This is a genomic window from Geodermatophilus saharensis (assembly GCF_900188205.1).
Taxonomy (GTDB): Bacteria; Actinomycetota; Actinomycetes; order Mycobacteriales; family Geodermatophilaceae; genus Geodermatophilus; species Geodermatophilus saharensis.
In genome coordinates this window covers 56,709-81,554 of the sequence record NZ_FZOH01000007.1, presented here as the reverse complement: position 1 = coordinate 81,554, position 24,846 = coordinate 56,709, and the positions used below count along the sequence as shown (strand labels likewise).

Annotated in this window: 20 protein-coding genes and 1 tRNA gene; 18 read left to right on the top strand and 3 right to left on the bottom strand. The window is 75.2% G+C overall.

The window, feature by feature from the left end; translation table 11 throughout:
* Positions 1–10 precede the first annotated feature (10 nt).
* Positions 11–880: an endonuclease domain-containing protein gene (locus CHC04_RS16800; RefSeq protein WP_089405267.1), complete on the top strand. Its 870-nt coding sequence runs from the start codon at positions 11–13 to the stop codon at positions 878–880.
* 75 nt (positions 881–955) lie between these two features.
* On the opposite strand, the gene corA is transcribed toward CHC04_RS16800, so the two are convergent.
* A complete protein-coding gene (gene corA, locus CHC04_RS16795; protein ID WP_245817340.1) occupies positions 956–2,050 on the bottom strand; it encodes a magnesium/cobalt transporter CorA in 1,095 nt (364 codons plus the stop codon).
* A gap of 128 nt (positions 2,051–2,178) precedes the next feature.
* Between corA and CHC04_RS16790 the strand changes: the two genes are divergently transcribed.
* The 8 genes from CHC04_RS16790 (at position 2,179) to CHC04_RS16755 (ending at position 11,490) form a co-directional block, all read left to right on the top strand.
* Positions 2,179–3,699, top strand: a complete 1,521-nt coding sequence (locus CHC04_RS16790) for an amino acid permease (RefSeq protein ID WP_089405102.1) — start codon at positions 2,179–2,181, stop codon at positions 3,697–3,699.
* 94 nt (positions 3,700–3,793) lie between these two features.
* Positions 3,794–4,405, top strand: coding sequence for a hypothetical protein (locus CHC04_RS16785; RefSeq protein WP_089405101.1), 612 nt, complete (start codon positions 3,794–3,796; stop codon positions 4,403–4,405).
* A gap of 36 nt (positions 4,406–4,441) precedes the next feature.
* On the top strand, positions 4,442–6,235 hold the full coding sequence (metG, locus tag CHC04_RS16780) for a methionine--tRNA ligase (RefSeq protein ID WP_089405100.1): 1,794 nt from the start codon (positions 4,442–4,444) through the stop codon (positions 6,233–6,235).
* 58 nt (positions 6,236–6,293) lie between these two features.
* Positions 6,294–7,166, top strand: coding sequence for a TatD family hydrolase (locus tag CHC04_RS16775; RefSeq protein ID WP_089405099.1), 873 nt, complete (start codon positions 6,294–6,296; stop codon positions 7,164–7,166).
* A 216-nt stretch (positions 7,167–7,382) separates the two neighbouring features.
* Positions 7,383–8,222, top strand: coding sequence for a hypothetical protein (locus tag CHC04_RS16770; RefSeq protein ID WP_089405098.1), 840 nt, complete (start codon positions 7,383–7,385; stop codon positions 8,220–8,222).
* 315 nt (positions 8,223–8,537) lie between these two features.
* Positions 8,538–9,641 (top strand): resuscitation-promoting factor, encoded by a 1,104-nt coding sequence (locus CHC04_RS16765; RefSeq protein ID WP_089405097.1) that lies wholly within the window; start codon positions 8,538–8,540, stop codon positions 9,639–9,641.
* The gene (gene rsmA / locus CHC04_RS16760; protein WP_089405096.1) at positions 9,598–10,506 is read left to right on the top strand and encodes a 16S rRNA (adenine(1518)-N(6)/adenine(1519)-N(6))-dimethyltransferase RsmA; all 909 of its coding nucleotides are present in this window, start codon (positions 9,598–9,600) and stop codon (positions 10,504–10,506) included. Before CHC04_RS16765 ends, rsmA begins: the two co-directional genes overlap by 44 nt.
* A 24-nt stretch (positions 10,507–10,530) precedes the next feature.
* Positions 10,531–11,490 (top strand): 4-(cytidine 5'-diphospho)-2-C-methyl-D-erythritol kinase, encoded by a 960-nt coding sequence (locus CHC04_RS16755; RefSeq protein WP_089405095.1) that lies wholly within the window; start codon positions 10,531–10,533, stop codon positions 11,488–11,490.
* Between the two features lie 9 nt (positions 11,491–11,499).
* On the opposite strand, the gene CHC04_RS16750 is transcribed toward CHC04_RS16755, so the two are convergent.
* Positions 11,500–12,102: a TetR/AcrR family transcriptional regulator gene (locus CHC04_RS16750; protein ID WP_089405094.1), complete on the bottom strand. Its 603-nt coding sequence runs from the start codon at positions 12,100–12,102 to the stop codon at positions 11,500–11,502.
* A 57-nt stretch (positions 12,103–12,159) separates the two neighbouring features.
* Positions 12,160–13,143 (bottom strand): acyl-CoA desaturase, encoded by a 984-nt coding sequence (locus CHC04_RS16745; protein WP_089405093.1) that lies wholly within the window; start codon positions 13,141–13,143, stop codon positions 12,160–12,162.
* 176 nt (positions 13,144–13,319) lie between these two features.
* On the opposite strand from CHC04_RS16745, the gene CHC04_RS16740 reads away from it, so the two are divergent.
* The 9 genes from CHC04_RS16740 to CHC04_RS16700 form a co-directional block, all read left to right on the top strand.
* Positions 13,320–13,392: transfer RNA gene (locus CHC04_RS16740), tRNA-Gln, on the top strand.
* A gap of 85 nt (positions 13,393–13,477) precedes the next feature.
* Positions 13,478–14,947 (top strand): bifunctional UDP-N-acetylglucosamine diphosphorylase/glucosamine-1-phosphate N-acetyltransferase GlmU, encoded by a 1,470-nt coding sequence (glmU, locus tag CHC04_RS16735; protein WP_089405092.1) that lies wholly within the window; start codon positions 13,478–13,480, stop codon positions 14,945–14,947.
* A gap of 45 nt (positions 14,948–14,992) precedes the next feature.
* The gene (locus tag CHC04_RS16730) at positions 14,993–15,973 is read left to right on the top strand and encodes a ribose-phosphate diphosphokinase (RefSeq protein WP_089405091.1); all 981 of its coding nucleotides are present in this window, start codon (positions 14,993–14,995) and stop codon (positions 15,971–15,973) included.
* A gap of 197 nt (positions 15,974–16,170) precedes the next feature.
* Positions 16,171–16,875, top strand: a complete 705-nt coding sequence (locus tag CHC04_RS16725) for a 50S ribosomal protein L25/general stress protein Ctc (RefSeq protein ID WP_089405090.1) — start codon at positions 16,171–16,173, stop codon at positions 16,873–16,875.
* A 101-nt stretch (positions 16,876–16,976) separates the two neighbouring features.
* On the top strand, positions 16,977–17,534 hold the full coding sequence (gene pth, locus CHC04_RS16720; RefSeq protein ID WP_217897431.1) for an aminoacyl-tRNA hydrolase: 558 nt from the start codon (positions 16,977–16,979) through the stop codon (positions 17,532–17,534).
* Between the two features lie 224 nt (positions 17,535–17,758).
* Entirely contained in the window at positions 17,759–19,216 is a 1,458-nt protein-coding gene (locus CHC04_RS16715) for a sugar transferase (RefSeq protein ID WP_089405088.1), read from the top strand.
* A gap of 139 nt (positions 19,217–19,355) precedes the next feature.
* Positions 19,356–20,639 (top strand): DUF1972 domain-containing protein, encoded by a 1,284-nt coding sequence (locus CHC04_RS16710; protein WP_089405087.1) that lies wholly within the window; start codon positions 19,356–19,358, stop codon positions 20,637–20,639.
* A 53-nt stretch (positions 20,640–20,692) separates the two neighbouring features.
* Complete coding sequence (locus tag CHC04_RS16705; RefSeq protein WP_141233835.1) at positions 20,693–21,367, top strand: hypothetical protein; 675 nt, start codon at positions 20,693–20,695, stop codon at positions 21,365–21,367.
* A gap of 221 nt (positions 21,368–21,588) precedes the next feature.
* A partial coding sequence (locus tag CHC04_RS16700) for a LamG-like jellyroll fold domain-containing protein (protein ID WP_089405085.1) occupies positions 21,589–24,846 on the top strand: 3,258 nt, incomplete at its 3' end.

Sequence of the window (24,846 nt, the reverse complement as noted above, 5' to 3'; positions counted from 1 at the left end):
CGTGCGCCCCGTGCCGACGACCGCCCTGCCCGCTGCCCTCCGCTCCCGCGCCTTCCGCGGCACCGACGCCGTCCGCCGGGGCCTGCTCACCCCTGCCCGGCTGCGCGGCCCGTCCTGCCGGCGCCTGTTCCGCGACGTCTACGTCGACGCCCGGGTACCCGACTCCCACCGGGTCCGGGCGCGGGCAGCGGCGCGGCTGCTGCTCCCCGGGGCCGTCGTCTCCGGGCTGAGCGCGGCCGTGCTGTGGGGCGTCGACCTCGCCGACGAGCAGGACGACGTCGAGCTGGTCCTGCCCCCGGGCGCGCACCCGCGGCGGGTCCCCGGGGTGCGGGTCCGGCGGGCGACGCTCGACCCGGCCGACGTCCGCGTCCTCGACAGGGTGCCGGTCCTGGCCCCGGTCGCGGCCACGGTGCGGGTGGCGGCCCTGCTCGACGGCGACGAGGCCGTCGTGGCGATCGACCGGCTGGTGAACGCCGGCGTCGTCGACCTCGACACGGTGCGGGCCCGGGTGGCGGTGCCCGGTGCGGCGTCTGCCCGCGTGCGCCGGGCCTGCCGGCGGGCCGACGGGCTGGCGGAGTCGCCGCAGGAGACCCGGCTGCGCCTGCTGGTCGTGGACGGCGGGCTGCCCGCGCCGGCGGCCCAGCACGTCGTCGTGGCTCAGGGCCGCTTCGTCGCGCGGGTCGACCTCGCCTGGCCCGAGCTGCGGGTCGCCGTCGAGTACGACGGGGCCTGGCACGCCGAGCCGGGGCAGTTCTCCCGGGACCGGCAGCGGCTCAACCGGCTGCAGGCGGCGGGCTGGACCGTCGTCCACGTCACGGCGGCCGACCTGCACGACCCCGTGCGGCTCCTCGCGACGATCCGCGCGGCGCTGCGCCGCTGAGGGTTCGTGCACGCAGCGCGGTCGTGGCACGGTCCGCACCGCGCTGCGTGCACGAACCGCGTCCCGCCGCGGCTCCTACAGCCAGCCGTTGCGCTTGAAGCCGCGGTAGAGCAGGACGCAGGTGACCGCGATGACGGCCAGCACCAGGAAGTAGCCGTAGCGCCAGCGCAGCTCGGGGATGTACTCGAAGTTCATCCCGTAGATGCCGGCGATCGCGGTCGGGACGGCGATGATCCCGGCCCACGCCGAGATCCTCCGCATGTCCTCGTTGTCGGCCATCGACGTGCGGGCCAGCGAGGCCTGCAGGATCGACGACAGCAGCTCGTCGAGCGCGCCGAGCTGGTCGCGCACCCGGATGGCGTGGTCCTGCACGTCGCGGAAGTAGGAGCGCATGGCGTCGGGCACGACCTGGACCGGCCGCTCGGCCAGCTTCGCCAGCGGCACCTCCAGCGGGGCCACCGCGCGGCGCAGCGACATCAGCTCGCGCTTGAGCTGGTAGAGCCGGCCGATGTCGTCGGTGCGCTGCGGGCTGAACACGGACGCCTCGAGCTCGTCGACGTCGTCCTGCATCGCGGCCACCACCTCGACGAAGGCGTCGACGACGAGGTCGGCGACCGCGTAGAGGACCGCGGCCGGGCCGAGGCAGAGCAGGTCACGCTGCTCCTCCATCCGGTGCCGCAGGTCGGCCAGGTCGCCGTGCTCGCCGTGCCGCACGGTGATCACGTAGTCGCGGCCGAGGAAGACCATCACCTCGCCGGTCCCGACCACCTCGCTGGTCGAGGTCAGCTCCTCGTGCTCCACGTAGGTCGCCGTCTTGAGCACCATGAACAGGTCGTCGTCGTAGCGCTCGAGCTTGGGGCGCTGGTGGGCGTAGACGGCGTCCTCCACCGCCAGCGGGTGCAGCCCGTAGCGCTCGGCGATGCGCCCCAGCTCGTCCTCGGTCGGCTCGAACAGCCCCAGCCACACGAAGCCGCCGCGCTCGGCGGCGGCCGCCAGCGCCTCGCCCGGGTCGACCGGCGGCTCGCGGTGGCCGTCGACGTAGACGGCGCAGTCGACGACCGCCGGGACACCCGCCGGCCGGGCGGTTCCCTCGCGCGGCGCCCCCATCGGCCGCGGCCGTGCCATGGGCAGCGGCGGCCCCAGCGGCCCCGCCGGACGTGGGTCGGACACGGGCGCACCTCCTCCGATCCGCCCGCGACGGCGGGCGAGGGAAGCGTAGGCGTGCGGGCACCCGCGCCCCGTGCCACGCTCGCCGGAGCACGGAACCGCACCGACCGCCGCACCAGCAGGGGGACGCCGTGGCCGACACCGCACGCCGGATCAAGTCCGTCGAGGACTCCATCCGCGACACCGAGGAACCCGAACACCGGCTGAAGAAGAACCTCTCGGGTCTCGACCTCGCCGTCTTCGGCGTCGGCGTCATCATCGGGACCGGGATCTTCGTGCTCACCGGCGAGGTCGCGAGGACCACCGCCGGGCCGGCCGTGGCGATCTCGTTCGTCATCGCCGGCGTCGTCTGCGGGCTCGCGGCCATCTGCTACGCGGAGTTCGCCTCGACGGTCCCGGTGGCGGGGTCGGCCTACACGTTCTCCTACGCCACGATGGGCGAGCTGGTGGCCTGGATCATCGGCTGGGACCTGGTGCTGGAGCTCGCGCTCGGCGCGGCGACGGTCTCGGTCGGCTGGTCGGGCTACCTCAACCAGCTGCTCGGCGACCTCGGCATCCCGCTGCCCACCTCCATCGCGGGGGAGACGGCGACGGTCAACATCCCGGCGATCTTCATCGCCCTGCTGATGACCGCGGTGCTGGTCCTGGGCATCAAGCTGTCGTCCCGGGTGACCAGCGTGATCGTGGCGATCAAGGTCGCGATCGTCCTGCTGGTCATCGTGCTCGGCCTCTTCTACCTGACGGCGGACAACTACACGCCCTTCGTCCCGCCGGCCGAGCCCGCGGCCGAGGGGGAGGGCGGCTGGCACGCCCCGCTCATCCAGCTCCTGGGCTTCACCCAGGGCAGCTTCGGCTGGGGCGGGGTCATCGCCGGCGCGTCGATCGTGTTCTTCGCCTTCATCGGCTTCGACATCGTCGCCACCGCGGCCGAGGAGACCAAGAACCCGCGCAAGGACCTGCCCCGCGGCATCATCGGCTCGCTGCTGATCTGCACGCTGCTCTACGTCGCGGTCTCGCTGGTCGTCGTCGGCATGCAGCCCTACTCCGAGCTGTCCACCTCGGCCCCGCTGGCCGAGGCCTTCAGCAGCGTGGGGCTCTCCTTCGTCTCCAGCGTCATCTCGCTGGGCGCCCTCGCCGGCCTGACGTCGGTCGTCATGATCCTCATGCTCGGCCAGTCGCGGGTGCTGTTCGCCATGAGCCGGGACCACCTGCTGCCGCCGGCGATGGCCACCGTCCACCCCCGCTACGGCACCCCGTACAAGATCAGCATCGGCACCGGGATCTTCGTCGCCCTGCTCGCCGGGTTCCTGCCGCTGGGCACGCTGGCCGAGCTGGTCAACATCGGCACGCTGTTCGCCTTCGTCCTGGTCTCGATCGCCGTCATCGTCCTGCGGCGCACCCGGCCCGACCTGCACCGCGCCTTCCGCGTGCCGCTGGTGCCCTTCGTGCCGATCCTCTCGGCGGTGGCCTGCGTCTACTTGATGCTCAACCTCCCGGCCGACACCTGGGTGCGGTTCGCCGTCTGGATGGCGCTGGGCTTCGTCATCTACTACGCCTACGGGCGCCGGCACAGCCGCCTGGCCGGCGCCGAGGGCGAGGCCGCCGCCGTGCGGGCCGCCGCCGACCGGGAGGCCCGCCGCAGCGTCCGCTGACCCGGAGGGGTGAGGCTACTCCGCCCGGACTCCAGCGCGCGGGCGCGCGCGACGACCTGACCGGTGACCGACGTCCCCGGCCAGGAGCAGATCCGTGGCGACCAGCGTCCTCGACGCCCCCCTCCCGACCCGCGTGCCCGGACACCCCGCCCGGTGGCCCGCGACGGTCCTGCTGCTGGCGGCCGTCTCGGTCCTGCAGGCCCTCGCCCTGCTCGCCGCGGGGCTCACCGGCCTCGACGGGCTGATGACGGCGACCCCGCGGCCCTCCGGGGTGCTCGTCGCCGCCGTCCTCGGCGGGCTGGCCGGCTGGATCGTGCTGTGCGCGGCCGGCGGGCTGGCCGTCCTCGACGGCTCCGGCCGGCGGCTCCCGGCCGGCGTCGCCGGCGCCGAGCTGCTGCTGGTCGCCGGGCTCACCGTCGCCGCCGGGACGACGTCCCTCGACCCGCCGACGACGCTGCCGCTGCCCGCGCTGGCGCTGCTGGCCCTCGCCGTCCCGGTGGGCAAGCTGCTGCTGGTCTCCGCGCCCACGACCGTGGCCTGGGCGGCCGCCGCCCCGCCCCGGGGCCGCACCCGGCCGGCCCCGGTGGCCCACCCGCGGCTGCGGCTGGTGACCGTCGCCCTCATCGGCGTGGCCCTCGGCGCCCTCGCCCTGACCACCCCGGTGGGCGGCGAGCCGCCGGCTCCGGCCGCCGTGTCCGGTCACTGACCGACCCGCCCGACGCCGCTCACTACGCTCGGCGGTGTGAGTGATCGGCACATCCTGACCGCGGTGGCCTGGCCCTACGCCAACGGCCCCCGGCACATCGGCCACGTCTCCGGCTTCGGCGTCCCCTCCGACGTCTTCAGCCGCTACCACCGGATGGCCGGTGACCGGGTCCTCATGGTCAGCGGCACCGACGAGCACGGGACGCCGATCACCGTCGCCGCCGACGCCGAGGGGGTGACGCCGCGCGAGATCGCCGACCGCAACAACCGGGTCATCGTTGGCGACCTGCAGGCGCTGGGCCTGTCCTACGACCTGTTCACCCGCACCACCACGGTCAACCACGCGCGGGTCAGCCAGGAGATCTTCCTCGGGCTGCTCAAGAACGGCTACGTCTTCCCGCAGACGACGCTGGGCGCCATCAGCCCGTCGACCGGCCGCACGCTGCCCGACCGCTACATCGAGGGCACCTGCCCCATCTGCGGCTACGACGGCGCCCGCGGCGACCAGTGCGACAACTGCGGCAACCAGCTCGACCCCACCGACCTGATCAACCCGGTCAGCCGGATCAACGGCGAGACGCCGCGCTTCGTCGAGAGCGAGCACTACTTCCTCGACCTGCCCGCCTTCACCCGGGCCCTCGGCGACTGGCTGGCCACCCGGGGCAGCTGGCGGCCCAACGTCCTCAACTTCAGCCGCAACCTGCTCGAGGACCTCAAGCCGCGCAGCTACACCCGCGACATCGACTGGGGCGTGCCGGTGCCGCTCGACGGCTGGCGCGACCGGCCCGACAAGCGCATCTACGTGTGGTTCGACGCCGTCGTCGGCTACCTGTCGGCGTCGATCGAGTGGGCCCGCCGCTCCGGCGACCCCGAGGCGTGGCGGCAGTGGTGGCAGACGCCGGACTCCGACGCCTACTACTTCATGGGCAAGGACAACATCGTCTTCCACGCCGAGATCTGGCCCGCGCAGCTGCTGGGCTACAACGGCGAGGGCGACCGCGGCGGCTCACCGGGCCCGCTGGGCCGGCTCAACCTGCCCACCGAGGTGGTCTCCAGCGAGTTCCTCACCATGGAGGGCCGCAAGTTCTCCTCCTCGCGGCAGGTGGTCATCTACGTCCGCGACTTCCTCGCCCGCTACGACGCCGACGCGCTGCGCTACTTCATCGCCGTCGCCGGCCCCGAGACGCAGGACACCGACTTCACCTGGTCGGAGTTCAAGCGCCGCAACAACGACGAGCTGGTCGCCGGCTGGGGCAACCTGGTCAACCGCACCGTGTCGCTCGCGGCCAAGAACGTCGGCGCCGTCCCCACGCCGGGTGAGCTGACCGACGCCGACCGCGCGCTGCTGCAGGCCACCCAGGGCGCGTTCGCCCCGATCGGGGAGCTGCTGGCCCGCAACCGGCAGAAGGCGGCGGCGACCGAGGCCATGCGGGTGGTCGGCGAGGCCAACAAGTACCTGTCCGACCAGGCGCCGTGGAAGCTCAAGGAGGACCCGGCCCGCCGCGACACCGTGCTGCACACCGCTCTGCAGGCGGTCAGCGACTGCAACGCGTTGCTCACCCCCTTCCTCCCGCACTCGGCGCAGAAGGTGCACGAGCTGCTCGGCGGGACCGGCGTGTGGTCGCCGGCGCCGCGCGTCGACGAGGTCACCGACCTCGACGACGGCTCGCCGTACCCGATCATCACCGGCGACTACGACCAGGGGCAGGCGGTGTGGACCTCCCGGCCGCTGCCGCCGGGGACGCCGCTGAGCCCGCCCACCCCGGTGTTCCGCAAGCTCGACGAGTCGATCGTCGAGGAGGAGCTGGCCCGGCTGGAGGAGGGCCGGTGAGCCGTCTGCCCGTGCGCGTCCGCGGACGCGCACCGGGCACGTCCGCGGAAGTGCACGCGTGAGCCGGTCGGCCGCGTCCCGCGCCAACCGGCGGGGGGAGCCGCCGCCCTCCCCCGAGCCGCTGCCCGCGCCGGCGGTGGACAGCCACACCCACCTCGACATCGTGCTGTCCGGCTTCCGCAGCGACGAGCCCGTCGACGACGACGCGGTCGACGCCGAGATCGCGGCAGCGGCCGCCGTCGGGGTGCCGCGGCTGGTGCAGGTCGGTGTCGACGTGCCCTCCTCGCGGTGGTCGGCGGGGCTCGCGGCGCGCCACGGCAACGTGCTCGCCGCCGTCGCCGTGCACCCCAACGAGGCCGGCGCGGGAGCGGCGACCGACGACGCCCTGGCCGAGATCGACCGGCTCGCGGCGCTGCCGCGGGTGCGCGCGGTGGGGGAGACCGGCCTCGACCGGTACCGCACCGGGCCCGAGGGCTGGGCGGCGCAGGAGGCGTCGTTCCGCGCGCACGTCCGGATCGCCAAGGACCGCGGCGTCGCGCTCGTCGTCCACGACCGCGACGCCCACGAGGAGATCCTCCGCGTCCTGGACGACGAGGGCGCCCCCGAGCACACCGTCTTCCACTGCTTCTCCGGCGACGCCGCCTTCGCGCGGGCCTGCGTCGAGCGCGGCCACGTGCTGTCCTTCGCCGGTACGCTGACCTTCGGCAACGCCGGCTACCTGCGCGAGGCCGCGGCGCTGACGCCGCTGGACCAGCTGCTGGTGGAGACCGACTCGCCGTTCCTCACGCCCGTCCCGCACCGCGGCCGGCCCAACGCCTCCCGGCTGGTGCCGCACACCGTCCGGGCGCTGGCCGAGGTCACCGGCGTGGAGGTCGCGCAGCTGTGCGACGCCCTGACCCGCAACGCCGAGCGGGTCTTCGGGAGCTGGTAGCTCCGACCGGACCTGTCCGGCCCCGAGGCGAGGCACACCGGAAGGACCACGCTGCCCCCGACGCTCGCCGGCGCTCGCATCGGGCCCCTGCAGCGCGGCCAACACGCACAGCGGCGAGGCACCGGAAGGACCACGCTGCCCCCCGACGCTCGCTGGCGCTCGCATCGGGCCCCTGCAGCGCGGCCAACACGCACAGCGGCGAGGCACACTGTCTGTGTGGGCCGCCTCATCGCCGTCGTGCTCTTCATCGCCGTCCTCGTGCCCGGCGTGCTGCTGGCGCGGGCGTGGGCCCTGGCCGCGGGCCGCCGCGCGGTCGCCTCGGCCGCCGTCGACTTCACCACCCCCACCCGCGAGGGCGTGGCCACCGTGCAGCGGCAGGCCCAGCACGGGCGCCGGGTGCGTCGGGTCGGCCTGCTCCTCGGGCTGGTCGCCGTCGGGGCCAGCGTCGTGGTGTTCGCCGAGGCGTCGGTCTTCCTCTGGCTGCCGGCCCTCGTCGCCGGCCTGCTCGCCGGCGTGGTGCTCGCCGAGGCCACCCGCCCGCGCCCGCGCTGGCGGCTGTCCGAGCCCGCCCGCCGGCCGCGCCGCAGCGAGCAGATCTCGCTGTGGCTGCTGTGGACGATGCGCGCCGTCGTCGTGGCCGAGATCGCCGTCGCGGTGTTCATGTGGCAGCGCGGGGAGCTCTCCGACCCGATCGGCTGGACCGCCGTCGCCGTCCCGCTCCTCGCCTGGCTGCTCGCCGAGGTGGCGCTGCTGCGCGTGCTCCTGCGGCCGCTGCCCGCCGACGGCGCCGACGTGCCCGTCGACGAGGCGCTGCGCACCTGGACGGCCCACCTGGTGAGCGCGGCGACCAGCGTGCTGGCCCTGCTGCCGCTGGGCACGCTCCTGCTGGTCGGGGGCATCGACCTCGGCGACCGGGTGACCGAGCGCGTCGACCTCGTGCCCGTCGCCCTGGTGGCCGGCGGGTTCGCCGGGCTGGCCGCGGGTCTCGCCGTCGCCGGCTTCCTGCTCACCTGGCTGCGGCCGGTGCAGATCAGCGAGCGCGCGCTCGCCGGCTGACCTCCCCGGTCGCCCGACCGGGTGAACACCGGGTGAGTTCCCTCACCCGGTCGCCCCAGTGAACGCAGTCGTCACACGCGTCACGGCCGGCGCGCCCGTCACTGACCGTGTCGGCGCGGCGCCGTATCGACATCTCGCCTCGGTGGTTGACTCCGCACGCACCGTTGCCACCCGCACCACGCTCGTTATCGTGTCGTGACCGACCTCCGGGATGGGGACCCACCCGGGCGGCTCCCACGGCCCCGGGGTCCCCCTGGCGCCGGCTGCCGCCTGCGCGTGGATCGCCGCTCCGGGCCCCTTCCCCGTGAGAGAACCGTGCCCCGAACGCTGAAGCTCGCCCTCTTCGCCCTGGTCCTGACCGGACTGGTGGGCGGCTCGCTCGCGTGGTTCGCCGCGCAGAAGTCGCTCACCCTCACCGTCGACGGGCAGGCCCGCGAGGTCCGCACGTACGCCGACACCGTGGGCGAGGTGCTGGCGGAGGAGGGCCTGGAGACGCAGTCGCACGACGTCGTCCTGCCCGCGGCCGACGCCGAGGTGGGCGACGGCGACACCGTGGTGGTCAACCGCGCCCGCCCGCTGCAGCTCACCGTCGACGGCGTCAGCAGCGAGGTCTACGTGACCGCGCTGTCGGTCGACGAGGCGCTCGAGCAGCTCGGCTACCGCGCCGAGGGCATGGTCCTGTCGGCCAGCCGCAGCGAGCGGCTCCCCCTCGACGGCATGTCGCTGTCGATCAGCACCCCCAAGGACGTCACCCTCGTCGTCGACGGCACCACCCGCGTGGTCACCACCACCGCCGCCACCGCCGGCGACCTCCTCGCCGAGCAGGGCGTGACCCTCGGCGAGCACGACCGCACCAGCCTCTACCCGACCCAGCCGCTGCTGGCCGCCATGCGCCTGCAGGTCTTCCGCGTGCAGGTCACCGAGCAGGTCGTCACCAGCCCCGTGCCCCACCGCACCGTCGAGACCGAGGACCCCGAGACCCTCGAGGGCGAGGAGACGATCACCCAGCGGGGCGTCGACGGTGAGCAGGCCACCACCTTCCGGGTCACCGTCGTCGACGGCGTGGAGACCTCCCGCGAGCAGCTGGCCACCAGCGTCACCGTCCCGCCGGTCGACGAGCTGGTCAGCGTCGGCACCAAGGAGCGCCCGGCGCCCTCGGGCGGGGTCCCGGCCACCGCCGACGGGCTCAACTGGGCGGCCCTGGCGCAGTGCGAGTCCGGCGGCCGGCCGAACGCGGTCAGCTCCACCGGCAAGTACCACGGCCTCTACCAGTTCTCGGTGGGTACCTGGCAGGCGGTCGGCGGCAGCGGCCTGCCCTCGCAGGCCTCGTCCGAGGAGCAGACGATGCGCGCCCAGATGCTCTACGCCCGCTCCGGTGCCGGCCAGTGGCCGCACTGCGGGTCGCGGCTGTTCAGCTGAGGTCCATCCGCTGAGCACCCCCGAGCAGACCGACGGGCTGCTGGGCCCGGCCGCCATCCGCGACCTGGCCCAGCAGCTCGACCTGCGCCCGACCAAGACCCTCGGGCAGAACTTCCTGCACGACGCCAACACCATCCGGCGGATCGTGCGGACCGCCGAGCTGCACCCCGACGACGTCGTCCTCGAGGTCGGCCCCGGCCTCGGCTCGCTGACCCTCGGTCTGCTGCCCGCCGCCGCGGCCGTCACCGCCGTGGAGATCGACCCCCGGCTGGCCGCCCGGCTCCCGGCCACGGTGGCCGAGCGGAGGCCGGACCTGGCCGGCCGGCTGACCGTCGTCGAGGCCGACGCGCTGCGCGTGACCGACCTCCCCGGGCCCCTCCCCACGGCGCTGGTGGCCAACCTGCCGTACAACGTGGCAGTGCCCGTGCTGCTGCACCTGCTGGAGCTGCTGCCCTCCCTGCGGCGTGCCCTGGTGCTCGTGCAGGCCGAGGTGGCCGAGCGGCTGGCCGCCCCGCCCGGCAGCCCCGCCTACGGCGTCCCCTCGGTGAAGGCCGCCTGGTACGGCACCGCCCGCCGCGCCGGCAACGTCGGCCGCCGCGTCTTCTGGCCCGAGCCCAACGTCGACTCCGGCCTGGTCGCCCTCGACCGGCACGACCCGCCGCCCGGCGACCGCGCCGCCACCTTCGCCGTCGTCGACGCCGCCTTCGGCATGCGCCGCAAGGGGCTGCGCGCCGCCCTCGCCGGCTGGGCGGGCAGCCCGGCCGCCGCCGAGGCGCGGCTGCGCGCGGCCGGCATCGACCCGGCCACCCGCGGGGAGCGGCTGTCGGTGGCCGACTTCGCCCGGCTGGCGGCGACCGCACCGTGAGCCGGTCGTCGTGAGCCGGTCGACGTGAGCTGGTCCTCGCCCGGCGGCGCCGGGCACAGCCGCGTCGACGGCGCGATCACCGCCCACGCGCCGGCCAAGGTCAACGTCTCCCTCGCCGTCGGCCCGCTGCGCGACGACGGGTTCCACGACCTGCAGACGGTGTACCTGGCCGTGTCGCTGCTGGACACCGTCACCGTGCGGCGCGGCGAGGGGCTGTCGGTCACGGTGAGCGGCGAGGGCACCGGCGGCCCGGACCCGGTGCCCACCGACCGGCGCAACCTCGTCTGGCAGGCCGCCGAGTTGCTCGCCGAGCACGCCGGCGTGGCCGCCGACGCCGCGATCGAGGTGCACAAGACCATCCCGGCCGCCGCCGGGCTGGCCGGCGGCAGCGCCGACGCCGCAGCCACCCTCGTCGCGCTCGACGCGCTGTGGGGGACCCACGCCACCCGCGGCGACCTCACCGGCCTGGCCGCCCGCCTCGGCAGCGACGTCCCCTTCAGCCTGGCCGGCGGGGTCGCGCTGGGCAGCGGCCGCGGCGAGCTGCTCACGCCCGTGCTGGCCCGCCGGCAGTGGCACTGGGTGCTCGGCATCGCCGACGGCGGCCTGTCCACCCCGGCCGTCTACGCCGAGCTCGACCGGCTGCGCGCCGCCGGCCGGGTGCCCGACGGGACGACGGCGCCCCCGTCGGAGCCGGTGCTCGCCGCGCTGCGCAGCGGGCCGACACCGGCGCTGGCCGCCGCGCTGGCCAACGACCTGCAGCCCGCGGCGCTCTCGCTGCGCCCGTCGCTGCGGCGCGCGCTGCGGGCGGCCACCGGCGCCGGCGCGGCGGCCGCGCTGGTCAGCGGCTCCGGGCCGACCGTGGCCGCCCTCGCCGACGACGAGGACGCGGCGCTGCGGCTGGCCGCCGTCCTGGCGGGGGAGGGCGTGTTCCGCACCGTGCGGGTGGTGCACGGCCCGGTGCCGGGCGCGCGCCTGGTCGGCTGAGGGGCCCGCTCAGGCCCGGCCGGAGCCGGTCGTGCGCAGCGTCGGGGAGGGGTCGAGGCGGGACAGGCCGGAGAACGCGAGGTCCACCAGCCGCGCGGCGACCTCCTCCTTCGCGGGGGAGCGGTGCTCGAGCCACCACTGGCCGACCAGCGCCACCATGCCCACCAGCGCGGAGCTGTAGAGCCCGGCCAGCGCGGGGTCGTAGCCGCGGCCGGTGAACTGCCCGGCCAGGATGTGCTCGACCCGGCGGGCGAGCTCACCGAGCAGCGAGGAGTGGGTGCCCGAGTCCGGCACGTCGCGGGAGAGCACCCGGAAGCCGTCGGTGTCGTCCTCGACGTAGTCCAGCAGCACCAGCGCCGCGCGCTCCAGCAGCGCCCGCGGCCCGCCGTCGCCGGACAGGGCCGCGGTGAACCGGCCCAGCAGCTGCTGCATCTCCCGGTCGACGACGGCGGCGTAGAGGCCCTCCTTGCCGCCGAAGTGCTCGTAGACGACCGGCTTGCTCACCTCCGCGCGGACCGCGAGCTCCTCGATCGACGTCGCCTCGTAGCCGCGCTCGGCGAACACTGCACGGCCGACCGCGACCAGTTGCTCCCGTCGCTGCGCTGCGCTCATCCGTACGCGTGGTCGGGGCACGGGGTCCCCGGGGACCACCGGTGTCCTGCCGCCCCGTCAGGCCGCGGCCGGCTCGGGTGCCTGCCGCTTGGCGGCCAGGCGCACCGGGTCGGGCCACTTCACCGAGTGCGCCCAGCCCAGCTTCTCGAACACCCAGATGACGCGGGCGCTGATGTCGACCTGCCCGCGCAGCACGCCGTGCCGGGCGCAGGTGGGGTCGGCGTGGTGCAGGTTGTGCCAGGACTCCCCGGCGCTGAGGACGGCCAGCGGCCAGAAGTTGGTGGCGCGGTCGCGCGAGGCGAAGGGCCGGCTCCCCACCACGTGGCAGACCGAGTTGATCGACCAGGTGACGTGGTGCAGCAGCCCGGTGCGCACGAGGCCGGCCCAGAAGAAGGCGCTCCAGGCGCCGATCCAGCTCTGCGTCACCAGGCCACCGATGACGGCCGGCAGGGCGAGGCTCAGGAAGGCCCACAGGCTGAACAGCCGGCTGGTGATCCGCAGGCCGCGGTCCTTCAGCAGGTCGGGGGCGTACCGGGCGGCGTTGGTCTGCCGCCGGTCGAACAGCCAGCCCAGGTGCGCGTGGAACATGCCCCGCAGCAGCGCCCGGGCGTCGGTGCCGTAGCGCCACGGCGAGTGCGGGTCGCCCTCGCGGTCGGAGAACGCGTGGTGCCGGCGGTGGTCGGCCACCCACTGCACCACCGGGCCCTGGATCGCCATGCACCCGACGATCGCCAGCGCGATGCGCAGCGGCCGCCTCGCCTTGAACGAGCCGTGGGTGAAGTAGCGGTGGTAGCCCACCGTCACCCCGAGCAGCGGGACGAAGTAGAAGGCGGCGAACAGCGCGACGTCGAGCCAGGACAGCCCCCAGCCCCACACGACCGGGACGACGGCGGCCAGCGCGACGAAGGGGACGACGACGAAGACGTAGAGGACCAGCTGCTCGAGGTGGCCCTTCTCCTTGCCGTAGGCGTTCGCCGGGAGGCCGGCGTCGGGGTCAGCGGGTCGGAAGGCCGTCGGCCGGGTCAGGGAGGGGGCGGACACGGGCGGGGAGCCTCCAGGAGTGGTCCGTCGCCGGTCGCGCGTCTCTGGACGACCGGCGGCTGGGTGGTGCGTAACCTACGTCACCGTAGGGAGACGCGCCGCCCGGGCCCGGTCCGGGGAGGCGTGCCCGGCCCCTAGGCTCGGGCCGGCGGTGCCGTGCGAGGACGGCGCCGCGGTGGGGGATGGGGTAATCGGCAGCCCGCCGGCCTTTGGAGCCGGGAGGTCTCGGTTCGAGTCCGAGTCCCCCAGCAGCGTCCCCCTGCCGCCGTCCCCAGCAGCGTCCCCGAGCAGCGCCGGTGCGTCCACCGGCGGCCCCACCCGTCGGAGGAGATCCGTGAGCCCCCAGCAGGCAGTTGCCGCCGTCGTCGTCCTGGCCGCGGGTCAGGGCACCCGGATGCGGTCGGCCACCCCGAAGGTCCTGCACGAGCTCGGCGGGCGCTCGATGCTCGGCCACGTGCTGGCCGCCGCCGCGCCGCTGGGCGCCGGCACCACGCTGGTGGTCGTCGGGTCCGGCCGCGAGACCGTCGAGCAGCACCTGGCCGCCGTCGCGCCCGGCGCCCGGACGGTGCTGCAGGAGCAGCAGCTCGGGTCCGGGCACGCCGCCCGGGTGGCCGTGGACGCCGTCCCCGACCTGGAGGGGCCGGTCCTCGTCGTCAACGGCGACGCCCCGCTGCTCACCGCCGGCACGCTGGAGTCGCTGGTGGCGGCGCACACCGCGGCCGGCAGCGTCTTCACCGTCCTCACCGCGGAGGTCGACGACCCGACCGGGCTGGGGCGGATCGTGCGCGACGGGCGCGGCGCGCCCCGGGCGATCGTCGAGGAGCGCGACGCCACCGCCGAGCAGCGGGCGCTGCGCGAGGTCAACGCGGGCGTGTACGTCGCCGACGCCGGCACGCTGCGGCGCGTGCTCGCCGGGCTGGCCACCGACAACGCGCAGGGGGAGCAGTACCTCACCGACGCCCTCGCGCCGCTGGTCGACGGCGGCGCGCCGGTCGCCGCCGTCCGCGCCGCGGACCCCACCGACGTGCTGGGCTGCAACGACCGCGTCGAGCTCGCCGCCCGCCGCCGCACCCTCAACGACCGGGTGCTCGACGCGCTGATGCGCGCCGGCGTCACCGTCGTCGACCCCGCCACCACCTGGGTCGACGTCACCGTCGACGTCGCCCCCGACGCCCTGCTCGAGCCCGGTGTGCAGCTGCGCGGGACGACGGCGGTGGCCGCCGGCGCCGTCGTGGGGCCCGACACCACGCTCACCGACTGCACCGTGGAGGAGGGGGCGCGCGTCGTCCGGTCGCACTGCGAGGGCGCCGTCGTCGGCCCGCGGGCCTCGGTGGGCCCGTTCAGCTACCTGCGGCCGGGCACCCGGCTGGCCGCGGGCACCAAGGTGGGCGCCTTCGTCGAGACCAAGAACGTGCAGGTGGGCGAGGGGTCGAAGGTGCCGCACCTGTCCTACGTCGGCGACGCGACCATCGGCCGCGGCGCCAACATCGGCGCGGCCACGGTGTTCGTCAACTACGACGGCGTGGCCAAGCACCACACCACGATCGGCGACGAGGTGCGCGTCGGGTCCGACACGATGCTCGTGGCACCGGTCACCGTGGGCGACGGCGCGTACACGGCGGCGGGGTCGGTGATCACCCAGGACGTGCCCCCCGGCGCCATGGGTGTCGCACGGGCCCGGCAGCGGAATGTGGCAGGCTGGGTACGGCGGCGCCGTCCCGGGACAGCCGCCGCCCGGGCCGCCGAAGCGGCCGGACACGAAGGGGCCGAGGCGGCCGACACGGGTGCGGACGCCTCCGAGTAGGGCACGCCGGCCCGACAGATCCGACGACCAGGGGTAGACGAGCCGATGAGCGCGATCCGGCAGACCACCAGCAAGAGCCTGATGCTCTTCTCCGGCCGGGCGTACCCGGAGCTGACCGCCGAGATCGCCGGTCACCTCGGCGTCACACCGACGCCGACGGCGTCCTACGAGTTCGCCAACGGTGAGCTGTTCGTGCGCTTCGAGGAGTCGGTGCGCGGCTGCGACGCCTTCATCGTCCAGAGCCACGCCGCGCCGATCAACACCTGGCTCATGGAGCAGCTGCTCATGGTCGACGCCGCCAAGCGCGCGTCGGCCAAGCGGATCACCGTCGTCGTCCCGTTCTTCCCCTACGCGCGGCAGGACAAGAAGCACCGCGGCCGCGAGCCCATCTCCGCCCGGCTGGTCGCCGACCTGTTCAAGACCGCCGGTGCCGACCGGCTGATGACCGTCGACCTGCACACCGCGCAGATCCAGGGCTTCTTCGACGGCCCGGTCGACCACCTCTTCGCCCTCGACCTGCTCGTCGACCACGTCAAGGAGCGCTGGGGCGACCGCGACATCACCGTCGTGTCGCCGGACTCCGGCCGGGTGCGCGTCTCGGAGCGCTGGAGCGACAAGCTCGGCGGGACGCCCCTGGCCTTCATCCACAAGACCCGCGACCCGATGAAGCCCAACGAGGTGGTCGCCAACCGCGTCGTCGGCGAGGTCGAGGGGCGGGTCTGCATCCTGGTCGACGACATGATCGACACCGGCGGCACCATCGTGAAGGCCGCCGAGACGCTGTTCGAGGCCGGCGCCGCCGACGTCATCGTCTGCGCCACGCACGGCGTGCTCTCCGGCCCCGCGGTCGACCGGCTGAAGAACAGCAGGGTGAGCGAGGTCATCGTGACCAACACGCTGCCCATCGAGCCGGAGCGCCAGTTCGACAAGCTGACCGTCCTGTCGATCGCGCCGCTGCTGGCGCGGGCGATCAAGGAGGTCTTCGAGGACGGCTCGGTCACCAGCCTCTTCGGCGGCGCGTCGTAGCACCGTCGACCTCAGGGGAGCCTCCGGTTCCCGCTGGCCGGGACCGTTGCACGTCCCCTGCGGCCGGTCGCGTATCCTCGTTCCCGCCCGGCGAGGGAGCGGCCCGTCCGACTCCGTGATCGACGTGCGTGTGCTCCGACCGAGGTGTGCCGCGCGCGGCCGCCGGCACACCGGCCGATCCACCTGAGGAGCACACCGTGGCTGACTTCCGCCTCGTCGCCGAGGCCCGCACCGAGTTCGGCAAGGGCAGCGCCCGCCGGACCCGTCGCGCGGGCCGCATCCCGGCCGTCCTGTACGGGCACGGCCAGGACGTCGTCCACCTGTCGCTGCCGGCCCGCGAGTTCGCCGCGATCCTGCGCAACGGCGGCACCAACGCCCTGATCACCGTCGTCCTCGACGGCACCGAGCAGCTCGCGCTGACCAAGTCGGTGCAGCGCGACCCGCTGACCCGCGTGCACGAGCACGTCGACCTCCTCGTCGTCCGCCGCGGCGAGCGGGTCACCGTCGACGTCCCGGTCGTCACCGTCGGCGAGTCCGGCCCCGAGGCCCTGGTCAGCGTCGAGCTGAACACCGTCTCGCTGGAGGCCGAGGCCACCGCGATCCCCGAGAGCATCGAGGTCGACATCACCGGCCGCGGCGCCGGCGAGGGCGTCACCGCCGGTGACCTCCCCCTGCCCGCGGGGGCCACCCTGCTCACCGATCCCGAGGCGCTGGTCATCAACGTGATGGGCGCCCCCACCGCCGAGCAGCTCGACGCCGAGCTCGCCGAGGCCGAGGCCGAGGCCGGCATCGAGCGCGAGGAGTCCGCGCCTGCCGAGGGCGGCATCGGCGAGGGCGACGTCGTCCCCGAGCCGCAGGCCCAGGGCGGCGGCGAGTCGATCGAGTCGACCGAGAACAGCTGAGGTCCCCGCTGACCGAGAGCACGTCCCGCAGGGGCGCCGGCGCACCCGCCGGCGCCCCTGCGGCGTCCCTCCCCTCCGCGGGCCCCTTCCTCGTCGTCGGGCTGGGCAACCCCGGACCGGGCTACGCCGGCAACCGGCACAACGTGGGGGCCGTGGTGCTCGACGAGCTCGCCGCCCGCGCCGGCGTGCGGCTCTCCCCGGGCAAGGGCAAGCGCGCCCGCACCCTGATCGGCGAGGGCCGGCTGGCCGGCCGCCGCGTCGTCCTCGCCCGGCCGACGACCTACATGAACGAGTCCGGTGGCCCGGTGCGCGCGCTGCTCGACTACCACTCCATCCCGGCGACCGACCTCGTCGTCGTGCACGACGAGCTCGACATCCCCTTCGCCGCGGTGCGGCTCAAGCGCGGTGGCGGCGAGGGCGGGCACAACGGCCTGCGCTCGATCAGCCGGTCCACCGGCACCCGCGAGTACCTGCGGGTGCGGGTCGGCATCGGCCGGCCGCCCGGCCGCCAGGACCCCGCCGACTTCGTCCTCCGGGACTTCTCCGCGACCGAGCGCAAGGAGCTCGACCTGCTGGTCGCCGAGGCCGCCGACGCCGCCGAGGAACTGCTGGCCTCCGGCCTGGAGGCGGCCCAGAACGTCGTCCACCCGCGCACCTGAGTCCCCGTCCCCGTCTCCCCATCGGGTGAACGATCACGCTCCGCATTGACCCGGCCGTGACTCTCTGTGAGGGTCCTCCGTGCGTTCGGGGGACGCGAGCCGGTAGAGGCGCCACGACGGCGCACCGTGCGTGACTGACGCCCCCCGTGCACACGTGGAGTGACGAGGGGGAAGACGTGCTGCTGGACCACCGCGGTTCCGGACCGGGGAGCACCACACGGGCAGTGCCCGTCCCACGCCTGGCCCCCGAGCCCACCGGCGGCCTGCGCGCCGTCCGGCGGGCACCCGTCCGCCGCTGGGTCGGCCGCTACTCCGCCGCCCTGCACGTCCTCGACGTCGCGGCCGCCGCCCTGGCCACCGCCGCCGTGGTGCTCGCCGCGCCGGCGACCCCGGACGCCGGCTCCCCGCCGGTCCTCACCGCCGGCGCGCTCGTGCTCGCCTGGCCCCTGCTGCTGCTGGCCACCGGCGCCCACGAGGAGCGGGTGTTCGGCACCGGGAGCGACGAGTACCGGCGGGTCGGCCGGGCCGGCTTCCTGCTGCTGGCCCTCACCAGCGTCGCCGCCTTCGCCGGCGACCTCGGGCTCAGCCGCGAGCTGGTGCTGCCGGCGGTGCCCGCGCTCACCGTGCTCACCCTCGTCGGCCGCTACGCCGCCCGGTGCACGCTGCGCCGGCTGCGCGCGGGCGGTGCCTGCACCAAGCGGGTCGTCGTCGTCGGCCGTGGCGGGGCCGTGGTCGAGCTGGCCACCGCCGTGACCCGTGAGAACTACGCCGGGCTCGAGGTCGTCGGCGCCTGCGTCACCCCGGAGAGCCGGACCCGCGTCGCCGAGGTGCTCGGCGTCCCGGTCAGCGGCCTCGACGACGTCGCGGCGACCGCCGAGCGGCTGGGCGCCGACACGGTCGCGGTCACCTCGGCCAGCGAGACCGCCGCCGAGTACCTGCGCCGGCTGTCCTGGCAGCTGGAGGGCACCGGCATCGAGCTGCTCGTCGCGCCCGGCCTCATCGAGGTCGCCGGCCCGCGGCTGCACATCCGCCCGTTCGAGGGACTGCCGCTGCTGTCGGTCGAGCAGCCGCGCTTCGGCGGCTGGGGCCGGCTGGTCAAGGGCGGTGTCGACCGCGCCGTCGCGGCCCTGGCGCTGGTCGTGCTGGCCCCGCTGCTGCTCGGCCTGGCCCTGGCCGTGCGGCTGGACAGCCCCGGCCCGGTGCTCTACCGCCAGGAGCGGGTGGGGGTGAACGGCCGCCGCTTCACGATGCTGAAGTTCCGCAGCATGGTGGTCGACGCCGACCGTCACGTGGAGGCGCTGCAGGCGGAGAACATCTCCGACGGGCTGCTGTTCAAGATGCGCACCGACCCGCGGGTCACCCGCGTCGGCCGCTGGCTGCGCCGCCTGTCGCTCGACGAGCTGCCCCAGCTGCTCAACGTCCTCGGCGGCTCGATGTCCCTCGTCGGGCCGCGGCCGCCGCTGCCGCGCGAGGTCGCCCGCTACGACTCCTCGGTCAGCCGGCGGCTGCTCGTGCGGCCCGGCCTCACCGGCCTGTGGCAGATCTCCGGGCGCAGCGACCTGTCGTGGGAGGAGTCGGTCCGCCTCGACCTGCGCTACGTCGAGAACTGGTCGCTGGCCCTCGACACGCTGATCCTCGTCAAGACCTTCCGCGCGGTGCTCAGCCGCTCCGGCGCCTACTAGCCGCGCCGGCCTCCCCCTCCTCTCACCCCCAGGCCACCCCGGCGGGGGAGGAGGAGCGACCCCGCAGCTCTCTAGCGTCGATCCGCGCCCCGTGCGTGGAACCGGCCGACCGCCGTGGCACCGACAGGAGGACGGACCGATGGACCGCTCGAGCACCGACCGCGTGAGCATCGCCCTCGTGGGCACCCGCGGGGTGCCGGCGCGCTACGGCGGCTTCGAGACCGCGGTCGAGGAGGTGGGCCGCCGGCTCGCCGACCGCGGCCACCGGGTCGTCGTCTACTGCCGCACCGCCCCCGGCGCCCAGGAGGTCCCCCCGGCCGAGCACCTCGGCATGGAGCTGGTGCACCTGCCCGCCGCGCGCCGCCGGTCGCTGGAGACGCTCAGCCACACCGCGCTGTCGGTGCGCCACCTGCTCGCCCACCGCACCGACGCCGCCATCGTCTTCAACGCGGCCAACGCGCCGCTGCTGCCCGCCCTGCGCGCCGCCCGGATCCCCGTCGCCACCCACGTCGACGGCCTGGAGTGGCGGCGGGCCAAGTGGGGCCCGGCGGGCCGCCGCTACTACCGCGTCGCCGAGTCGCTGGCGGTCCGCTGGTCGGACGTGCTCATCGCCGACGCCGAGGGCATCGCCGAGTACTACCGCGAGGCCTTCGCCGCCCCGACGACGCTGCTCACCTACGGCGCTCCGCTCATCGCGCCCGGCGCGGACAGGCTGGCCGGGGCCGGGCTCGAGCCCGGCGGCTACCACCTGGTCGTGGCCCGGTTCGAGCCGGAGAACCACGTCGACGTCATCGTCGAGGGCTACGCCGCCAGTGACGCCGCCAAGCCGCTGGTCGTGGTCGGCTCGGCGCCCTACGCCGACGAGTACACCCGCCGGGTGCACGCGCTGGCCGACGAGCGGGTCCGCTTCCTCGGCGGCGTCTGGGACCAGGAGCTGCTCGACCAGCTCTACGCCCACTGCGCCACCTACCTGCACGGGCACTCCGTGGGCGGCACCAACCCCTCGCTGCTGCGCGCGATCGGCGCCGGCGCGGCGGTCACCGCCTTCGACGTCGACTTCAACCGCGAGGTGGTCCGCGACTCGGGCCGCTTCTTCCGCACGCCGCAGGACGTCGCCCGGCAGCTGGCCGCCGTCGAGGCCGACCCGGAGGGCACCCGCCGGGCCGGCGAGCGCGCCCGCGTCCTCGCCCGGCGCTACGACTGGGACGAGGTCGCCGACGGCTACGAGCGGCTCGCCCGGCGACTCGCCGCGCGCGACGTGCCCCGCCGGCGGCCCAGCGGCCGGCGCACCCCCACCGACGCGGACTCACCGGCCGGCCGGCCGGGCACCGCGACGCCGACCGCCGACGTGGTGCCCCTGCACCCGCCGGCGCGGTCGCGGCCCTGGGGACACGACGAGCACCTCCCGGCGGCGCAGCAGTGAGCCGGGGACAGCAGGAGGCGCTCCCGCGGGAGCGCGGAGGAGGGGGAACCGCAGTGTCGGAGAAGGAGCCGCGTCCGGCGGCGTCGTCACGCAGGCGGCTGGTGCTCGCGCTGGCCGCGGTGGTCCTCGTCGCCCTCGCCGCCGTGCTGGTGCTGGTGCGCGGAGGCGGGGACGGGGACGACCCGGGCGGGTCCGCCGCCGGGTCGTCGTCGTCGGCGTCGTCGCCGTCGTCGTCGACGGCGGCCGAGCCGTCGCTGGAGGCCACCGTCCCCGGGGCGGAGGCGAGCGCGCCCACCGAGGACGCCCAGCCCGTCGTCGACGAGCTGCCGCCCGGTCTGCCGGCGGTGCCCCTCGACCAGCCGGCCGCGGCCGGTGACGGCGTCACCGCCACGGTCTCCTCGATCGAGGCCGTCGACGGCGTCGGCGCGGGCCGGGGCAACGTGTCCGGGCCGGCGCTGCGGGTGACGGTGCGCATCACCAACGGCACCCCCGCGGCGGTCGACCTCGGCGGCGTGGCGGTCGACCTGACCCACGGCGGCGACGCCGTGCCGGCGTCCCCGCTCGACGACCCGTCGCAGGCGCCCTTCTCCGGTTCGGTGGAGCCGGGGGCGACCGCGCAGGGCGTCTACGTCTTCCGCGTCCCGCCGGACGACCGTGACCCCGTCACGGTCTCCGTCGGCTACCGCGCCGGCGCGCCCTTCATGGTCTTCACCGGCTCGGCCGGCTGAGGCCTCCCACCCCGACGCAACAGGACGCCGGCTCCGGCCGGGGCCCTGTCCGGCGTTCCGGCGCTCGTCACCCACAGTGATGAAGATCCGGTCCGATCCGCTCCCTGCTGCGCTTCTGTCGCCGTATCGGGGGATGGGGCCGTCTCGTCGTCACGCTTAGTGTTCATCCGCCTGGCCCGAGGACGGTCATGCGCTCCACGCGACACACGGGGGATCCACTCATGTCAGCACGCACGGCCGCCTCGCCGCGGGCACTCCTCGCCGGCCTCCTCGCGACCCTGCTCCTCGCCGGTGTCCTGGGCGGGGTGGTCCCGGCCACCGCCCGGGCGGACTGGGCGCCGCTGAACCCGGCGGCGCCGGCCACCCCGGCCACCGTGACGGCCGACGCGCTGCCCACCGTGCAGATCAACGGCGTCGTCTGGGCCCAGGCGGTCGTGGGCAACACCGTCTACGTCGGCGGCGACTTCACCCAGGCCCGTCCCGCCGGCGCCCCACCCGGCACGTCGGAGACCCCGCGCAGCTACCTGCTGGCCTACGACATCCGCACCGGGGAGCTCATCTCCTCCTTCGCCCCGTCGCTCGACGGCCAGGTCCTGGCGATCACCGCCTCGCCCGACGGCTCGCGCATCTACGTCGGCGGCGACTTCGGCCGGGTCAACGGCCAGGTCCGCGCCCGGATCGCGGCCTTCAGCACCACCACCGGCCAGCTGGTGTCCGAGTTCCGGCCGGCCGTCTCCGGCCAGGTCATGGCCATCGCCGCGTCCAACTCGACGGTGTACTTCGGCGGCAGCGTGACCGCCGTGGGCTCGGTCGCCCGCACCCGCCTGGCCGCCGTCAGCGCCGCCACCGGCGCCCTCCTCAGCTGGGCCCCGCAGCCGGGCCCCAACACCGGGACCAGCAACCACGTCATGGCGATGGTGCTCACCGGCACCGACCAGCTCGTCGTCGCCGGCCGGTTCAACACCCTCAACGGCCAGGCGGCCACCGGCGTCGGCGCCCTCAGCACCTCCACCGGCGCCACCCGGCCCTTCGCCGTCAACCAGCTGGTCACCAACAACGGGCCCAACGGGGCGATCAACAGCCTCACGGTCGCGAACGGCGTGGTCTACGGCACCGGCTACGACTACTTCGGCACGGGCAACCTCGAGGGCACCTTCGCCGCGCGGGCCGACGGCGGCACGCCGGTCTGGTTCGCCGACTGCCGCGGTGACCACTACTCCGTGCACGTGTCCGGCGGCGCGGTCTACACGGCCTCGCACGCCCACGACTGCGCCAACATCGGCGGCTTCCCCGAGCAGACGCCCGACCGGGTGCACATGTTCGGCAACGCGGTGTCCGTGGCGGCGGCCGGGACCGTGCAGCGCATCAGCGAGCTGCGCAACAACACCCGGCTCGTCGGGCAGCCCGCCCCCTCCCTCCTCCCGTGGGACCCGGCCTTCCAGGCCGGCACCTTCACCGGCCAGTTCCAGGCCGGCTGGTCGGTCAGCGGCAACGGCGACTACGTCGTCTACGGCGGCGAGTTCCCCGTGGTCAACGGCGTCGGCCAGCAGGGCCTGGTCCGCTTCGCCGTCCCGGCCCTGGCGCCCAAGACGGTCGGCCCGGCCACCAGCCGGCCGTTCACCCTGACCCCCACCATGGTGCCCGGCGCCGTCCGGCTGAACTGGCCGTCGGTGACCGACCGCGACAACGAGAACCTCACCTACCGCGTCCACCGGGACACCGACACGTCCGCGCCGGTCTGCGAGGCGACCCGGCCGACGCGCTGGTGGGACCTGCCGACCTTCGGCTGCGTGGACACCGGCGCCGCGGCGGGCTCGCACCGCTGGCTGGTGACGGTCAGCGACCCCGCCGGCAACCGGCTCACCTCGTCCTGGGTCACGGCCACGGTGCCTGCCGCCAGCAGCGGCGCCAACCGCCCCTACGCCCGCTCGGTCGCGGCCGACGGCGCGCTGGACCACTGGTACCTCGGTGAGGCCTCCGGCAACATCGCCTACGACTACGCCGGGCCGCGCGACCTCACCGTCGGTGGCGGCGTCACCCGCCAGGCGGCCGGCGCCATCCAGGGCGACGCGAACACGGCGTCGGCCTTCAACGGCACCTCCACGGGCTCGGCGTCCACCGGCACGGCCGTGCCGTCCCCGCAGGTCTTCAGCGTGGAGGCGTGGTTCCAGACCACCTCGACCGCCGGCGGCAAGATCATCGGGTTCGGTGACCGCACCAGCGGCCTGAGCGGTCTCTACGACCGGCAGGTCTACATGGACACGGCCGGGCGCGTGACCTTCGGCATCTGGAACGGCGCCACCCAGCTGGTCACCAGCCCGGGCGCCTACAACGACGGCCGCTGGCACCACGTGGTCGGCACGATGAGCCCCGCGGGCGTCTCCCTCTACGTCGACGGCGCCCTGATCGGGACCAAGGCCGGCTCCTTCCGCGCCCAGCAGTTCACCGGCTACTGGCGGATCGGCGGGGACAACATGAACGGCTGGACCCCCGGCGGCGCCGCGTGGTTCAACGGCCGCATCGACGAGGTCGCCGTGTACCCCACCGCGCTCTCGCTGCAGCAGGTGTCGACCCACACCGCGCTCGGCCGCGGGCAGAACCAGGCCCCGACCGCGTCCTTCACCACCCAGGTCGCCGACCTCACCGCGCGGGTCGACGCCGCCGGCTCCACCGACCCCGAGGGCGTCCTGCGCTCCTACGCGTGGGACTTCGGGAACGGCGCCACCGCCACCGGGGTGACCGCGTCGCACACCTACGCGACGCCGGGCACCTACACGGTGCGGCTGACCGTCACCGACGGCGGCGGCCTGACGGCCACGACGACCCGGACGGTCACCGTCACCGCGGCCCCCACCGGCCCCGGCTCCGTCGCGGCCGACTCCTTCGGCCGGGAGGTGGCCTCCGGCTGGGGGACCGCCGAGCGGGGCGGCGCCTGGGCGACGACGGGCACCACGTCGGTGACCGGCGGTGCCGGCCGGCTCAGCGGTGCCCCGGGGCAGAGCACCTCGGCAGTGCTGCCGGCCGTCAACCGGACCGACGTGGCGGTGCAGGCGGCCGTGACGCTGCCCCAGCTCGCCACCGGCGGCGGCACCTACGTCAGCCTGGTGACGCAGAAGGTCGGCCTCAACGACTACCGGGTCAAGCTGCGGTACCGCTCCGACGGGCAGGTCGAGGTCATGCTCGCCCGCACGGTGGCCGACACCGAGACGATCCTCGGCGGCTACCAGCTGCCCGGCGGTTACGCCGCGGGCACCCCGCTGACCGTGCGGTTCGAGACCAGCGGCGGCGCGCCGACGACCCTCAAGGTCAAGGTGTGGCGGGCCGGCACGGCCGAGCCGGCGGCCTGGGGCCTGACCCGGACCGACGACACCGCGGCCCTGCAGCGCCCGGGTGCGGTCGGGCTGGAGACCTACGTCTCCGGCAGCGCGACGGCCACCTCGGTGGTCCGCGTGGACGACCTGCGGGCCGAGCCGGCCGGC